The following is a 14,290-nucleotide window of genomic DNA, read 5'->3' as shown; positions in this document are numbered from 1 at the left end:
ACAAGTGCCCGCGCCTAGCCGCGCAGGATCGAGGTGCCAGCGTAGACAGCGGTCTCACCGAGGGCTTCTTCGATACGGATCAGCTGGTTGTATTTGGCCAGCCGGTCCGAGCGCGCGAGGCTGCCGGTTTTGATCTGCCCGCAGTTGGTTGCGACGGCGAGGTCGGCAATGGTTGCATCCTCTGTCTCACCGGAACGGTGGGACATCACGCATGTCATCTGCGTGCGTTGCGCAAGGCTCACGGCCTCAAGTGTTTCGGACAGAGTGCCGATCTGGTTAACCTTAACCAACAAGGAGTTCGCGCAGCCTTGCTCAATGCCCATCTCGAGGCGTGCGGGGTTCGTGACGAACAGATCGTCGCCCACCAGTTGCACTTTGTCGCCGATCGCGTCGGTCAGGATCTTCCACCCCTCCCAGTCGTCTTCGGACATACCATCCTCGATCGAGATGATTGGATAGTCGTTCACCAGCGCTTCTAGGTAGGCGGCGTTCTCTGCTGGTGTCAGGGTTTTTCCCTCACCCGCAAGCACATATGCGCCGTCCTTAAAGTATTCTGTCGCGGCGCAATCGAGTGCCAGATAGATATCTTCACCGGGTTTGTAACCCGCTTTTTCAACGGCCTTGAGGATGAAATCCAGCGCGTCACGGGTCGAGCTGAGGTTCGGTGCGAAGCCACCCTCATCGCCGATGCCGGTGCTGTAGCCTGCATTGGACAGTTCTTTTTTCAGGGTGTGGAACACCTCGGACCCCATGCGCACAGCTTCGGCAATGGATGTGGCCGAGACGGGCATGATCATGAATTCTTGGATGTCGATGGGGTTATCCGCGTGTTCACCACCGTTAATGATGTTCATCATCGGTACAGGCAGAACACGGGCGGATGTGCCGCCGATGTAGCGGTAAAGTGGTTGGCCCACATAGTCGGCGGCGGCGTGCGCCACAGCCATAGAAACGCCCAAGATGGCGTTTGCGCCAAGGCGCGCTTTGTTGGGGGTGCCGTCAAGCTCGATCATGGCGGCATCGATGGCTTCTTGTTCTGTTGCTTCAAAGCCCACAAGCGCGTCGGCGATTTCACCGTTCACAGCGGCCACAGCGTTTAGAACACCCTTGCCCATGTAGCGGCTTTTGTCGCCATCGCGCAGTTCAACCGCCTCGTGCACGCCGGTGGATGCGCCCGAAGGCACAGCCGCGCGACCCATGGTCCCGTCTTCGAGGGTGACGTCAACTTCCACGGTGGGGTTGCCGCGGCTATCAAGGATTTCGCGGGCGTGGACGTCGATAATGGTGCTCATGAACTGGTCTCCGGTGGTCGGTAAATGGGGTGAGGACGTCCTACCGGGTCACGTCCTTAAGGGGAAGGGGTCTTGGGTGCGCGCCTTGCCACACGTGCCTCGCGCATGAGGGTGTATATGCCCGATGCAAGTACGATCGCCGCACCCACAAGCGTTAACGCGTCAGGGCGTTCGTTAAAGATAACGACGGCAATGATGAGACCAAACAAAAGCCGGGTATAGCGGAATGACGTGACCACAGCGACATCGCCGAGCCGCATCGCGGTCACAATGGCATAGTAACCCGCCAGCCCCGCAAAGGTTGCAAACACCAGACCCGCTAGCCCTAGCCAACTGGGCAACGGGCTGCCGCCAGTGAACAGCATCAACCCTGCACCCACGGGCACAATCGCGGCCAATCCGTGTGCAGCCAACACCATGGATGGCACGTTTGCAGGCACTGCTCGGGTCGCCAAATCACGGATCGACAAGCCGATGGCCGCACCAACACCCAACAAAAGATACGGATCAAACGATACAGTGCCGGGACGCACAATTAGCAGAACCCCAAGAAAGCCTACGATGATCGCGCTCCAACGGCGCCACCCCACCGGCGCGCCTAGGAAAACTGCGGCCCCCAGCGTGACGATCAGCGGCCCAGATTGGAAAATCGCTGTGGCCGTGGCCAGCGGGACCAAGGCCAGCGCGCTGACAAAGCACAGCGTGCCCACGGCCTCACCCGCGATTCGCAACCCAACGGGCCGGGTCGCCAATTCCGCAGACCAGAGCGCGTGGCCTTGGGCCCGCGCAATGCTTGCGAATATCGCAAAGCCAATCAGGCCGATCACGAGGATAATGAAGCCCACCGTGACCTCGCCCGATACCCATTTGATAAAGGCGTCCTCAACAGCGAAAAGCGCCATCGCAAGGGTCATCCAAACCGCGCCACGCAGCGTGTCGTTCATACAAAGGCTCCGAAAAATGAGGGGGCTACAGGCCCGAAGGACGTCATCCCTTGCGCCGCACGCCGTATAGCTCAAGCCGGTGGCCTTTGAGCGTAAACCCAAGCCGTGCGGCGATTTTTTCCTGCAAGGCTTCGATTTCGGGGTCGACGAACTCGATAACTTCGCCGGTTGTCATGTCGATTAGGTGATCGTGGTGATCCCGGTCGGCGTCCTCGTACCGGGCGCGGCCATCGCCAAATTCCAGCTTTTCTAGGATGCCGGCTTCTTCAAACAATTTGACCGTCCGATAGACCGTCGCGATGGAGATATTGGGGTCCTGCGCCGAGGCGCGGGTATAGAGGTCTTCGACATCGGGGTGGTCATCTGCCGCTTCAAGCACGCCCGCAATGATGCGGCGCTGTTCGGTCATGCGCAGGCCTTTGGCCTCGCAGCGGCTTAAAATTGTTTCTCGCATCAATCTTCCCTCTCAACACCCAAGGTCTAGGGGCGCGCACTGCCGTTTGCAATTCGCGCCTTTGGGTCAGGTCCCGCAAAAGGTGCGAGTGACGGCTTCTTCGGGGGTTGCGTGCTGGCGATAGGGCGCGTTGGCATCCGTTTCGGCGAAGGGATCGCGCAAAACGTCCCAAAGCGCGTGAAACGGCGCGTCATCGCCCGCGTCGCAGGCGGTGATTGCCTCTTGGATGCGGTGGTTGCGCGGGATCACGGCGGGGTTGGTGCGCGCTATCAATGTATGATCTGGCGCATGGGCCTGCCATTTGGCGTGCCACGCGGCGTAGGGGGCCGTGTCGGTGAACAACGTGTGGGCGGTATCTGAGGCCAATGCGCGGAAAGTATTGGTGAAATCGGCGCGCTCTGCGGCCATCAATTCCAGTAGCTCGACACCCAGCCCAAAATGCGCCCTCTCTAGTCCGATTTTGGCTGCGAGTTTACTTTCCCAGGCGGCGGCGTAGGCGGTGTGGAATTGCTCCAACGCATCGGTCATTTCGGCAATGCCCGCCTCCTGGTCATCCCACAGTGGCAAGAGGGCGGTCGCCAGTTGCGCAAGGTTCCAAAGGGCAATGTTGGGTTGGTTGCTATAGGCATAGCGGCCCATTTGGTCGATCGATGAAAACACCTGGCCGGGGGTGTAGCCTTCCATGAATGCGCAGGGGCCGTAATCGATTGTCTCGCCCGAAAGGGTCATGTTGTCGGTGTTCATCACCCCGTGAATAAAGCCAAGGCCCATCCATTCTGCGATCAAATGGGCTTGTGCGTGCATCGCATGGGCAAGCAGGCCAAGGGGGCCTTCGCGGTCGGGAGCATGGCGATTGAGCGTATAGTCAACCAGTGCCGCAACACCCTCCCGATCGCCTTGACTGGCCAGCCATTGAAAGGTGCCCACACGAATATGGCTGGCGGCGACGCGGGTCAGAATGCCGCCGGGTTCCCACCCGGATTGCCGCAACACCTGCTGACCGGTGCGCACAGCACATAGCGCGCGGGTGGTCGGCACGCCAAGGGCGGCCATTGCTTCGCTAACCAAAAATTCGCGTACAACAGGCCCAAGGGCTGATCGTCCATCGCCCGAGCGGGAGTAGGGCGTGGGGCCCGCACCCTTGAGCTGGACGTCGCGCCGGTTGCCTTGGGTGTCGATCACTTCACCCAGTAGGAGCGCGCGACCATCGCCCAATTGTCCGGACCAATGGCCAAATTGATGCCCGCCATAAACTTGCGCCAATGGCTGCGCGCCCGCAGGCGGGGTGTTACCTGCAAAGACCTCCAGATGCGCGCGGATGTCCGCCCCGCTGGTGCCGAGGTCTTGGGCCAAGCCGTCATTCACCGCCAGCCAAGACGGGTCGGCCACAGCCGTGGCCTGCATCGCCGTGTAGAACCGGGCGGGCAGATCCGCATATGTGCTTTCAAACGCTAACATCGCCCACCTCATGGGGTTAATTTGTGGATGGTTCCGCCCGTAATAGCGGTCAAAGCCGTGCCAAACGCTCAACCAAGAGGGCAAAGAACCCTTCGGCGTCAAGATCGCCTAGGAACAAGGCGTTGGGCGCGCGGTCCGTTACGCGCCACCAGTCGGCCACGGTCATGCCGCGGGTGAGGGGGCTGTTCACCTCAATCTCAACGTTGATGAAGCGCCCTGTGAACAGTTCTGGTTTCAGCAGATAGGCAATCACGCATGGGTCATGCAATGGGGCACCCGCACTGCCGTATTTCTCTTTGTCGAACCGTTCAAAGAAGTCGGTCCACGCGGCGACCATGCGCCCGACCTCTGTGCCAAGCGCGCGGAATGCCTCCACACGCGGCGCAGTCGTGAGCGCCTTGTGTGTTACATCCAAGGGTGCGACGACCAGCGGCACACCGGATGCGAACACAGCCATCGCGGCCTCAGGGTCGACATAGATGTTAAATTCAGCGGCGGGCGTAATGTTGCCCACCTGAAAATAGGCCCCACCCATTAGGACAATTTCTTGCACCCGTTCGATGATATCTGGGGCGCGGGCAAAGGCGGTCGCGATGTTGGTCAGCGGCCCCAATGGGCACAGCGTCACAGTGCCCGATGGCTCAGCCCGGAGGGTATCGATAATGAAATCGACGCCGTGTTGTTCCTGCAAGGGCATCACGGGATCGGCCATTTGTGGCCCGTCGAGCCCGGTCTTGCCGTGCACATGTTCCGCCGTCACAAGCGGGTGGCGCAGGGGCCGGTCGCAGCCTGCAAAAACGGGCAAATCGGGGCGTCCCGCCAGTTCACACACGATGCGCGCATTTTTCTGGGTCAAGGGCAGGGGTACATTGCCCGCAACTGCCGTCAGGCCAAGAACCTCCAGCTCCGGCGAGCCAAGTGCCAACAGGATCGCGACGGCGTCATCTTGTCCGGGATCGGTGTCTATGATGATTTTGCGGGTCATTGTTGCGCCTCCCATGGTGTTGGTCTCGCTGCGGTGTCGTGCAAGTGCAAGGTGTTTTGCCGCCCTAGGAAGTCTTTTCCGCGCGCTTGGCGGCATCCCAAAGGGCGTCCATCTCGGCCAGATCGCTGTCTTCGGGGCGTCGGCCCTCTGCGGCAAGAGACGCCTCAATTGCGCCAAACCGGCGCACAAACTTGGCGTTGGCAGCCCGCAACGCGGCCTCCGGGTCAACTCCCATGTGGCGGGCAAGGTTTGCCATAACAAACAGCAGATCGCCCATTTCTTCGGTCACTTCGTCCGCCGTAAGGTGGTCTTGCGCCTCGACCAATTCGGCGGCCTCTTCTTGCATCTTGGCCAGCACTTGCGTGGTTTCTGGCCAATCAAAGCCGACACGTGCGGCGCGCTTTTGCAACTTGACGGCGCGCAACAGGGCAGGAAGCCCAAGGGCTACGTCATCGAGCACCCCACCACGCGCCTTGGCCGCGCGTTCGCGGGCCTTTTGCGCCTCCCAATCGGCGACTTGTTGTTCGGCGGATTTATCGCGGCTTTCGTCGCCAAAAATATGCGGGTGCCGGTCGACCATTTTTTGCGCTACGCCCTCGGCCACGGCGTCAAAATCGAAATGCCCGGCCTCTGCGCCGATCTCCCCGTGATAGACGACCTGTAACAACAGATCGCCCAACTCGCCCTTTAGCTCGGCCATATCGCCACGCTCAATCGCGTCGGCGACCTCGTAGGCCTCTTCGATGGTGTAGGGCGCGATGGTTTCAAAGGTCTGCTCGATGTCCCACGGGCAGCCGGTGTTCGGGTCGCGCAGGCGGCGCATAATCTCGAGCAAACGGGGCAATCCGCCGCCGGGGGTCTTGCAAAGTGTGTCACTGTCCATTGCGGGTCCCCGTGTGTGCTTTACAGTCGCGATAAAATCCCAGAATCCCAGTGAGGACAACCCATGCCCGTGCTCAATTCCATCGCTGACCTTGCGCCGCAAATGACTGAATGGCGGCGTTGGTTGCACCAGAACCCTGAGATTGATTTTGCCTGCCACAAGACGGCCGCGTTCGTGGCCCAAAAGTTGCGCGAATTTGGGGTGGATGAGGTGAACGAGGGAATTGCCCAAACCGGGTTGGTCGCGATCATCAACGGCCAAGCAGAGGGGCCGACGATTGGGCTGCGCGCGGACATGGACGCCCTTCCGATGCAGGAGGAAACGGGCGCCGACTGGGCCAGCCTCACCCCCGGTGCGATGCATGCCTGTGGTCATGACGGGCACACGACAATGCTCTTGGGCGCGGCCAAGTACCTAAGCGAAACGCGGCGTTTCTCGGGTCGGGTTGCGCTGATTTTTCAACCCGCCGAGGAGGGCGGCGGCGGTGGCCGTGTCATGGTCGAAGAGGGCGTTATGGATCGCTTCCACATTCACGAGGTCTATGCCCTGCACAATGGGCCGGGCGTCGCCCCCGGTGCGTTCTGGACAACGCCGGGTCCGATCATGGCGGCCGCTGACACCTTCCGGATCGAGATCACGGGCAAGGGCGGACATGGGGCCGCCCCTCACAACACATGTGATCCGATCACAGCGGCATTGGCGATTGGCAGCGCGCTGCACACCATCACCAGCCGCAATCTGCGCTCTGGTGATGATCTGGTTCTGTCGGTGACGCAAGTTCACGCAGGCACTGCGGATAACATCATTCCCGCCCACGCGTGGCTGGAAGGCACAGTGCGCACATTCGCGCCTGAGGTGCGCGACATGGCTGAGGCCCGATTGACCGAGATTGTGGCGGGGCAGGCGGCAAGCTTTGGCGTGCAAGCCGTGGTTAATTATGATCGGGGCTATCCCCCCACAGTGAACCACCCTGCGCAGGCCCAGTTTGCGGCGGATGTTGCCGCCGAAATCGTGGGGCAAAGCAATGTAGCCCCGGATCGGCGTCCCGAAATGGTGGCCGAAGATTTCGCCTATATGCTTGAGGCGCGCCCCGGCGCGTACCTCTTCATCGGCAATGGCGATAGCGCGGGGCTGCATCACCCCGGCTATGATTTTAACGATGCGATTGCACCTGTCGGGGCCAGCTTTCTGACCCGTCTGGTAGAAACCGCGCAGCCGCTATGACGCTGGCGCGGCCTTAGCCCGCACGCATCAACATACCCCACAGGTCCCGCGTGTCATCGGGGTCCGCAAGCATGTCGAGCGGGTCAAAAAACGGATGGGTCTCAAGCTGGGCGTGGACATACCGCAGGGCGCTGAAATCCTCGGTCGCAAAGCCGACACTGTCGAACAGGGTGATCTGATCCTCGCGGGTGCGTCCCGGCTTTTGGCCTGCAAACACGTGCCAAAGCTCTGTCACAGGATGCTCGGGGTCTAGCTGCTGTATCTCACCCTCAACGCGGGTCTGGGGCGGATATTCCACAAAGATATCAGAGCGGTGAAGGATATCTGGGTGCAGTTCCGTTTTGCCTGGGCAATCACCGCCAATGGCGTTGATATGCATGCCGCTGCCGATCATGTTGTCTGTCAAAATGGTCGCAAATTGTTTGTCGGCGGTGCAGGTCGTGATGATCTGGGCGCCAGTTACGGCGTCCTCAGGGCTTGTGTGGGTGGTGACGTCAAAGCCTTGCGCGCGCAGGTTCTTAGCGGCTTTGTTGGTGGCTTTGTCGTCGATATCATACAGGCGCAGGGTGTTGATTTTGCACAACTCTCGTATGGCGACGGCCTGAAACTCACACTGTGCACCATTACCGATCAACGCCATGGTGTGTGCCCCTTTGGGCGCCAACAGCCGTGTCACGAGAGCCGAGGTCGCAGCCGTGCGCAGCGCCGTCAGCAACGTCATTTCTGTCAGCATAACCGGGTAGCCTGTGTCCACCCGGCTCAGCACCCCAAAGGCCGTAACGGTTTGGAACCCACGGGCCATATTTGCCGGGTGGCCGTTCACGTATTTGAAGCCATATTGCGCGCCGTCCGAGGTGGGCATCAGCTCAATCACGCCCTCCTCGGAGTGGGCCGCGATACGGGGTGTCTTGTCAAATTCGGGCCAGCGTTTGAAATCCGCCTCAATCACGGATGCCATGTCGGCCATCATTTGCCCGGGGCCAATCGTATGGATAAGGCGCATCATATTCGCGACACTCACAAAGGGAACATACGCAAGCTCAGAGGGTTGCAGGGTGTCTTTCATGTTGTCTGTTCCTTCATGCACTGCGTGTGACCCTATCCAAAATTGTCCGCCCCGCGAGGGAGCCGCACAAATCCACCATCAATTTCGCGGTCCGGCCTCGGTCATCGAGAAAGGGGTTCAGCTCCACCAGATCAATCGCGTTCACAAGCCCGCTTTCGTGTAGGACCTCCATGATCAGATGCGCCTCACGGAAGGTGGCGCCACCGGGAACGGTCGTGCCGACGGCGGGCGCGATGCTTGGGTCCAGAAAATCCACATCAAGACTGACATGCAGGCGGCCATTGGCGGCGCGCACGCGGGCCAAGAATGCCTCAAGCGGTGCGCGTACGCCGGTTTCATCAATGGCGCGCATATCATGGGCGTCTATGCCAAGGCGCTGGATCGCGGCCCGCTCCGCCGGATCAACGCTGCGCAGGCCCATCATGCAAATGTTCGGGCCGGGAATAGGGGCTGCGAGGGGCGGATAAATGCCCTCAAAACCCGTGCCGCCCGTCAGGTATCCCATTGGCGTGCCGTGCAGATTGCCGCTTTCGGTCGTGTCGAGTGTGTGCAGGTCGGGATGCGCGTCCAGCCATAACACGAACAGGGGACGGCCATCGTGATGCGCTGCGTTGGCGTGCCCGCCAATTGATCCGGCCGCCATCGCGTGATCACCACCCATGAAAATGGGGGTATGCTCGGTGCGGCAGGCATGAAAGCTGAACTCTGCGATTTGGTGTGTCCAGGCCACGACCTCTGCAAGGTGATGCACAGCCGGATTTGGGTGCGGAATGTCCGGGCCGACATCGACCCAAAGGGTGCCGACGTCTTGGACGTCATGGCCGAGGGACGCAAGCGACGGCCCAAGCCCCGCTGTGCGGTAGGCATCGGGCCCCATAAGGCAACCGCCCCGGCCTGCGCCGATCTCAATGGGACTGCCGATCAATTGGTAACTGGGCACGTGTCTGTTCCTGTGCTGGGGTGCGTTAGCCCCAATATCGCCGCCCAAATTGTCAGGACACAGTGCCAAAGCTGTACAAATCGTGCCACATTGTTGGCATATTGTTTGGTTAATGCGACAGAATGTTTGATCTAGATGATACCGACCGCGCGTTGATCGCGGCATTGAAGCGCGACGGACGGGTCGCAACGACGCAACTTGCGCGGCAGTTGAACCTGTCGCGTGCCACGGTCCAAGCCCGGATTGAGCGGTTGAAGGACCGTGGCGTAATCAAGCGTTTCACGGTTGAGGTCACCCTCGCAAGCGAAGATGACGCGATCGCGGCGATCATGTTTATTGCACTTCAAGGCGCGATGAGCCGGGCGGTTATCCGACAGCTGCGCAAGATGCCCGAGATTGTGACGCTGAATTCAACCAACGGTGGCTGGGACTTGGTCGCGCGGATTGAGGCGCAGGACCTGCGCCGGTTCGACCGTGTCCTGCGTGAGGTGCGCGAGATTGAGGGCGTCGTAAACTCGGAAACATGTCTGCTATTGGCAGAGGCCTAATACTACAATAGCGCGCCGGTACCCTGTAGTACCCCATGTTCCAACGCATAGCGCGTTAGCCCCGCGGTCGAAGAAATCCCCAACTTGCGCTTGATGTTCTTGCGGTGGGTTTCCACGGTGCGGACCGAAATATCCAATTCCACCGCGACATCCTTGTTGGACTTGCCCTGGGCCAGTTGCAGCAAAATTGTCTGTTCCCGGGACGTGAGCGCCTCAGACGCGCCATCCACCGGCGTAAGTGAGCCTTCGGCGCCGGGGCACAGATACCGCTCTCCGGCCATGACGGTATCAATGGCGCGACGAATTTCCTCTGTCGGAACATCCTTTAGGACATAGCCCATCGCGCCGTGGCTGAGCGCGGTGTTGATGTATTCAGGCGTGTCGTGCATCGACAGAATAAGGATGCGGGTATCGGGGTGGTTTTCAAGCAAGATTTCCGTGGCCGAGAGACCGTTGACCAACGGCATGTTAAGATCCAGCAGGATAACATCCGGGGCCAGTGTCGCGGCCTGATCGATGACTTCTTGGCCGTTCGCGAGAGTGCCGACCACAACGATATCATCGTAGGTTTCGAGGATTGCGCGGATACCGTCGGCTACCATTGGGTGGTCGTCTACCACAAGAACCTTAATCGCATTCATAGGCTCAGCCCCTTTGCTCGTTTGCTGGTGCCATCGCGTCCCGCTTGCGGCGCAAGCAGGTGGCTTAGGGGCACGTCCGCCTCAATCACGGTGCCCGCATCCGTAGTTGTAACGCGCAAGGTGCCGTCCAATTGTTCGACGCGTTCTTGCATGTTTCGCAACCCAAGGCCACTGCGCCCGGTGCGCGCAACCGTTTGGTCGCGGCCTGCGGTCAGCCCCTTGCCGTTATCGGCAATGCGCAGTGTGGCTCCGTTGCGGTGCCCGGCCACGCTGACTGACACCTCGGTGGCTTCGGCGTGGCGTTCGATGTTGGTCAGAGCCTCTTGCGCAATGCGGTAGAGGGCATTTTTGGCCTCCGCATCGAGGCGGTTGCGAAAGACCACGGTTTGAAAGTTCACGGGCACTTTGGTCCGGGCAGAAAAATCCTCGGCCAGCGCTTTTAGGGCAGGGCCGAGCCCAAGGTCATCCAGCACGCCGGGGCGCAGATCACGACTGATACGGCGGACCTCTCCGATGGCGCCTTGCAGGCCTTCGATGCCTTCATCTACGGCCTTGGTCGCCCCAGCGCCGCCCTTTGAAGTCAGCCGCTTTGCGAGTTCTAACTTATACCGCACCCCCACTAGGATTTGAGAGATAGAGTCGTGCAATTCACGCGCGACACGGCCGCGTTCTTCCTCTTGGGTGTCGAGGACCCGTTGGGTCAGTGCCTTCAGCTTGGCGTCTGCCAAACGCCGTTCGCGCACGGTGATAAACAGCCCCGAGAGGAAGACGATCGTAAGGGCCGCCCCGGTGATCAATCCGATCTGCACGAATGTCCGCCGCACACGGCTTTGCGTTTCGGCGCGGGCGGCCGCCACGCTGGTCAATACGTCGTCAATGAAAACGCCGGTTCCAATCGCCCACTGCCAATCCTGCAAGCCGATCACATAGGTGATCATGGTCGCGGTTTCCCCGGTGGAGGGTTTTTCCCACTCATAGGTATGATACCCGCCGCCTGAGCGCGCCACATCGATAAGCGTGTCGGTCACAGGCACCCCGTTGGCATCCGTCATCCCCGTCCAATTGCGCCCGATCAGCCGTGTTTGCCGGGGGGAAACAAGGTTTGTTCCGTCGTAGGCATAGACAAAAAAGAACCCATCTTGCCCGTAGACCATCGCCGAGAGGATTTGTGTCACCCGCAGCTTTGCCAACGCATCATCAGGCGCCGCATTGCCATAGATCGTGACAAAGGCGGTCCGCGCGAGGCTGAGGTAGTTTTTCAGCTCTTCTTTTTTCGTCTCGATCAAGGTGCGTTCAAGGGCGGCCAACTCTCGTTCCGCCATCCGGCTGGATTGGACGTTTACCAATAGCGCGATCGCGGCCGCGGCCAGCACCAAGGGGATTGTGGCCAGCCCAAATAGCTGCTGACCGTAGGTCACACGGCGCAGACGGGATAGGCGAGAAGAACGATGCGCAGGGGACATTTAGGGCCAATTGCCAATGGATTAGGCATTACGCCTAAGAATTTCTGACGCGTAGGGCAAGATTTTTTCAAAAATCAGGGTTCTTGGGTATTTCCTTGTGGGGGCCGGGACCCTACCTTCGCGCGACTAACTCGTGTCAGTGGCTTCCGAGGGGGGAGCCTCTGCTCATTTGTCCATAGGGGAGGAAAACCATGGATCGTCGTTCGTTTTTGAAAAATTCCGCGCTTGGCGGGACGGCAGCTGCCGCCGCAACGCTGGCCGCACCGGCCTACGCTCAGGGCAAACGCACCCTGACGATGGTGACAACGTGGGGCCGTGGCCTTGCGGGCGTGCATGATGCCGCACAGCGCGTCGCCGACAACATCACTGCCATGACCGATGGCATGCTCACCATCGACCTGAAAGCCGCTGGCGAACTGGTTGGTGCGTTTGAAGTATTTGACGCGGTCAGCTCCGGTCAAGCCGACATGTACCACGGCGCAGACTACTACTTTGTGGGTCAGCACCCTGCCTACGCGTTCTTCACAGCTGTGCCCTTCGGCATGACCGCGCAAGAACTGGCAAACTGGTACTACCATGCCGGCGGCATGGAGAAGCACGACGAGCTGGGTCAGATCTTTAACCTCAAGTCGTTCCTCGCAGGCAACACCGGCGCACAGGCCGGCGGTTGGTACCGTCAGGAAATCAACGGTCCCGAGGACTTCAACGGCCTCAAGTTCCGTATGCCCGGCCTCGGGGGCAAAGCCCTCGGCAAGCTCGGTGCATCGGTGCAAAACCTGCCCGGCTCCGAAGTGTACCAAGCGCTCGCGTCCGGCGCGATTGACGGCACCGAGTGGATTGGTCCATGGGCCGATGAGAAAGCTGGCTTCCAAGAGATCACCAAGACCTACTACACCGCTGGCTTCCATGAGCCAGGCGCAGGTCTGTCCGTGGCGACCAACCGCGAAGTGTTTGAGGGCCTGAGCCCCGCGCACCAGAAGGTCATTGAAGTCGCCTGTGCCGAAACCCACCAGTGGAACCTCGCACAGTTCTTGGCCAACAACGGGACCGCGCTGCAGCGTCTTCAGTCTGCTGGCGTCCAGATCCGCAGCTTCCCCGACAGCGTCTGGGATGCATTCGGTCGCGCCTCGCAAGAAGTCCACGACGAGAACATGGGCGACGAAATCTACAAGTCGGTCTACGACAGCGCAATGACCTCCATGCGTGCCTCGTCGCGTTGGATCGAAGCTGCCGAAGGCACATACCGCGCACAGCGTGACCGCGTGCTCGGCTAATCGCCAAAACGTGGGTGGGGCCGTCGTGGTCCCGCCCACACCTTTTGTCATCACATATGATAAGTGGGCATGAGCGTAACAGCTTGTGACGCAGTTTGTGGCGGGTCTTGTCCCGCCCAACCAACGATACACCCCGCATCGAAATGCGTGGGAGGGGAATACCGGTCAAAAGGTGCATAAACCTACCGGGTATTATCGCGAGGGAAACGAGATGCTCGACGCAGCGCTTTGGGTCATTACCAACATTGGAGCGGCCTTCTACAACACCGGCTATGCGATCCTAAACCCCGGCACGTGGCTTGATTGGTCCGATCCAGTCGCCAAGGTGCGGTTCATTTACTACGGCGGCTCGGTCGAGTTTTTCTTTGTCGTGTTCACGACGTTCCTTGTTCTGACAGGGATCGGCTTTTGGAAGCGGACGTTCCTGTGGGGGCTTGTGCGCGGGCTTGAGGGCTTTGCAAACGCGTTAGGCCGGTTTGCGGCTTGGGCGGGTCTGCTGATGGTGCTGCAACAGATCATGATCGTGTTCTTGCAGCGAATTTTCCGTGTGTCTGAGATCACGCTTGGGCCATTTGGCACCGTGTTTACGCGCGACCTGAGTTGGTACTCAGAAGAGCTAAAGCTCTATAACGCAATGATTGTTTGCCTGTGCGTGTCCTATACCTTCGTGCAGGGCGGCCATGTCCGTGTGGACCTTGTGTACGCGGCGGTGTCGCACCGCACCAAGCGGGTGATCGATATGCTGGGCAGCATTTTGTTCATGATGCCGGTTATGGTTCTGACGTGGATGTACGCGTGGTTCTTTATGTGGCGCCACCTCGTGACACCGAAAATTTCGGCCTCCGACAATCTCGATTTGTTGGAGCGCAAAGCGCGCATTTTGAAATGGAACGTTGAGACCATCGGCTTTTCGCCCAATGGATTTGACGCCTACTTCCTATTCAAGGTGTTGATCGTCGCGTTCTGCGGCTGTGTGTTCCTGCAAGCCTGCGCGTTTTTCTGGCGCAGCTACCTCGAATTCGTCGAAGGTGAGGCTTCCGCAGGCAAATATCTGGACAAAGACAAGCTGGGCGACGCGGAAGCGGAACGCGCGGCAGAAATCCACTAAGGGGCAGACA

At 59.8% G+C, this 14,290-nt stretch carries 14 protein-coding genes; 4 read left to right on the top strand and 10 right to left on the bottom strand.

Annotated elements, in window-relative coordinates:
* Window positions 1-14 precede the first annotated feature (14 nt).
* The 6 genes from eno to mazG form a co-directional block, all read right to left on the bottom strand.
* Window positions 15-1,292: a phosphopyruvate hydratase gene (gene eno / locus THS5294_RS11310; protein ID WP_038003404.1), complete on the bottom strand. Its 1,278-nt coding sequence runs from the start codon at window positions 1,290-1,292 to the stop codon at window positions 15-17.
* A gap of 56 nt (window positions 1,293-1,348) precedes the next feature.
* Window positions 1,349-2,236, bottom strand: a complete 888-nt coding sequence (locus THS5294_RS11305; protein WP_038003403.1) for a DMT family transporter — start codon at window positions 2,234-2,236, stop codon at window positions 1,349-1,351.
* Between the two features lie 43 nt (window positions 2,237-2,279).
* A complete protein-coding gene (locus THS5294_RS11300; RefSeq protein ID WP_038003401.1) occupies window positions 2,280-2,690 on the bottom strand; it encodes a Fur family transcriptional regulator in 411 nt (136 codons plus the stop codon).
* A 66-nt stretch (window positions 2,691-2,756) separates the two neighbouring features.
* Window positions 2,757-4,148, bottom strand: coding sequence for a protein adenylyltransferase SelO (locus THS5294_RS11295; protein ID WP_058123847.1), 1,392 nt, complete (start codon window positions 4,146-4,148; stop codon window positions 2,757-2,759).
* 49 nt (window positions 4,149-4,197) lie between these two features.
* Window positions 4,198-5,133: a nucleoside hydrolase gene (locus THS5294_RS11290; RefSeq protein ID WP_058123846.1), complete on the bottom strand. Its 936-nt coding sequence runs from the start codon at window positions 5,131-5,133 to the stop codon at window positions 4,198-4,200.
* A 64-nt stretch (window positions 5,134-5,197) separates the two neighbouring features.
* On the bottom strand, window positions 5,198-6,016 hold the full coding sequence (gene mazG / locus THS5294_RS11285; protein ID WP_058123845.1) for a nucleoside triphosphate pyrophosphohydrolase: 819 nt from the start codon (window positions 6,014-6,016) through the stop codon (window positions 5,198-5,200).
* Between the two features lie 63 nt (window positions 6,017-6,079).
* Between mazG and THS5294_RS11280 the strand changes: the two genes are divergently transcribed.
* Window positions 6,080-7,240, top strand: a complete 1,161-nt coding sequence (locus THS5294_RS11280; protein ID WP_058123844.1) for a M20 aminoacylase family protein — start codon at window positions 6,080-6,082, stop codon at window positions 7,238-7,240.
* Between the two features lie 13 nt (window positions 7,241-7,253).
* On the opposite strand, the gene ocd is transcribed toward THS5294_RS11280, so the two are convergent.
* Together ocd and rocF are read right to left on the bottom strand one after the other, a co-directional pair.
* Window positions 7,254-8,306 carry an ornithine cyclodeaminase gene (gene ocd, locus THS5294_RS11275; protein ID WP_058123843.1) on the bottom strand — a complete coding sequence of 351 codons (1,053 nt, stop codon included), beginning with the start codon at window positions 8,304-8,306 and terminating at the stop codon, window positions 7,254-7,256.
* A gap of 13 nt (window positions 8,307-8,319) precedes the next feature.
* Complete coding sequence (rocF, locus tag THS5294_RS11270; RefSeq protein WP_072936619.1) at window positions 8,320-9,246, bottom strand: arginase; 927 nt, start codon at window positions 9,244-9,246, stop codon at window positions 8,320-8,322.
* Window positions 9,247-9,368: 122 nt separating this feature from the next.
* Here rocF and THS5294_RS11265 point away from each other — a divergent pair, with 122 nt between their 5' ends.
* A complete protein-coding gene (locus THS5294_RS11265; protein ID WP_038003388.1) occupies window positions 9,369-9,794 on the top strand; it encodes an Lrp/AsnC family transcriptional regulator in 426 nt (141 codons plus the stop codon).
* Between the two features lie 2 nt (window positions 9,795-9,796).
* Here the strand turns inward: THS5294_RS11265 and THS5294_RS11260 are convergent, their stop codons facing one another.
* Together THS5294_RS11260 and THS5294_RS11255 are read right to left on the bottom strand one after the other, a co-directional pair.
* Window positions 9,797-10,435 (bottom strand): response regulator transcription factor, encoded by a 639-nt coding sequence (locus tag THS5294_RS11260; RefSeq protein WP_038003386.1) that lies wholly within the window; start codon window positions 10,433-10,435, stop codon window positions 9,797-9,799.
* Window positions 10,432-11,898: a cache domain-containing protein gene (locus THS5294_RS11255; protein ID WP_038003384.1), complete on the bottom strand. Its 1,467-nt coding sequence runs from the start codon at window positions 11,896-11,898 to the stop codon at window positions 10,432-10,434. The genes THS5294_RS11260 and THS5294_RS11255 overlap by 4 nt, the downstream gene beginning before the upstream one ends.
* Window positions 11,899-12,089: 191 nt before the next feature.
* On the opposite strand from THS5294_RS11255, the gene THS5294_RS11250 reads away from it, so the two are divergent.
* Both THS5294_RS11250 and THS5294_RS11245 read left to right on the top strand, forming a co-directional pair.
* Entirely contained in the window at window positions 12,090-13,172 is a 1,083-nt protein-coding gene (locus THS5294_RS11250) for a TRAP transporter substrate-binding protein (protein WP_038003382.1), read from the top strand.
* A 211-nt stretch (window positions 13,173-13,383) separates the two neighbouring features.
* The gene (locus tag THS5294_RS11245) at window positions 13,384-14,280 is read left to right on the top strand and encodes a TRAP transporter small permease subunit (protein WP_058123842.1); all 897 of its coding nucleotides are present in this window, start codon (window positions 13,384-13,386) and stop codon (window positions 14,278-14,280) included.
* Window positions 14,281-14,290: the final 10 nt, after the last annotated feature.

It is taken from the genome of Thalassobacter stenotrophicus (assembly GCF_001458315.1).
Classification (GTDB): Bacteria; Pseudomonadota; Alphaproteobacteria; order Rhodobacterales; family Rhodobacteraceae; genus Thalassobacter; species Thalassobacter stenotrophicus.
The sequence above is the reverse complement of the archived record's forward strand: the minus strand, read 5'-3'. Positions and strand labels throughout refer to the sequence as shown.

Bases quoted from the DNA above. Each gene is read 5' to 3' on its own strand.
- eno (WP_038003404.1), bottom strand. From the start codon at position 1,292: ATGAGCACCATTATCGACGTCCACGCCCGCGAAATCCTTGATAGCCGC.
- THS5294_RS11305 (WP_038003403.1), bottom strand. From the start codon at position 2,236: ATGAACGACACGCTGCGTGGCGCGGTTTGGATGACCCTTGCGATGGCG.
- THS5294_RS11300 (WP_038003401.1), bottom strand. From the start codon at position 2,690: ATGCGAGAAACAATTTTAAGCCGCTGCGAGGCCAAAGGCCTGCGCATG.
- THS5294_RS11295 (WP_058123847.1), bottom strand. From the start codon at position 4,148: ATGTTAGCGTTTGAAAGCACATATGCGGATCTGCCCGCCCGGTTCTAC.
- THS5294_RS11290 (WP_058123846.1), bottom strand. From the start codon at position 5,133: ATGACCCGCAAAATCATCATAGACACCGATCCCGGACAAGATGACGCC.
- mazG (WP_058123845.1), bottom strand. From the start codon at position 6,016: ATGGACAGTGACACACTTTGCAAGACCCCCGGCGGCGGATTGCCCCGT.
- THS5294_RS11280 (WP_058123844.1), top strand. From the start codon at position 6,080: ATGCCCGTGCTCAATTCCATCGCTGACCTTGCGCCGCAAATGACTGAA.
- ocd (WP_058123843.1), bottom strand. From the start codon at position 8,306: ATGAAAGACACCCTGCAACCCTCTGAGCTTGCGTATGTTCCCTTTGTG.
- THS5294_RS11265 (WP_038003388.1), top strand. From the start codon at position 9,369: ATGTTTGATCTAGATGATACCGACCGCGCGTTGATCGCGGCATTGAAG.
- THS5294_RS11260 (WP_038003386.1), bottom strand. From the start codon at position 10,435: ATGAATGCGATTAAGGTTCTTGTGGTAGACGACCACCCAATGGTAGCC.
- THS5294_RS11255 (WP_038003384.1), bottom strand. From the start codon at position 11,898: ATGTCCCCTGCGCATCGTTCTTCTCGCCTATCCCGTCTGCGCCGTGTG.
- THS5294_RS11250 (WP_038003382.1), top strand. From the start codon at position 12,090: ATGGATCGTCGTTCGTTTTTGAAAAATTCCGCGCTTGGCGGGACGGCA.
- THS5294_RS11245 (WP_058123842.1), top strand. From the start codon at position 13,384: ATGCTCGACGCAGCGCTTTGGGTCATTACCAACATTGGAGCGGCCTTC.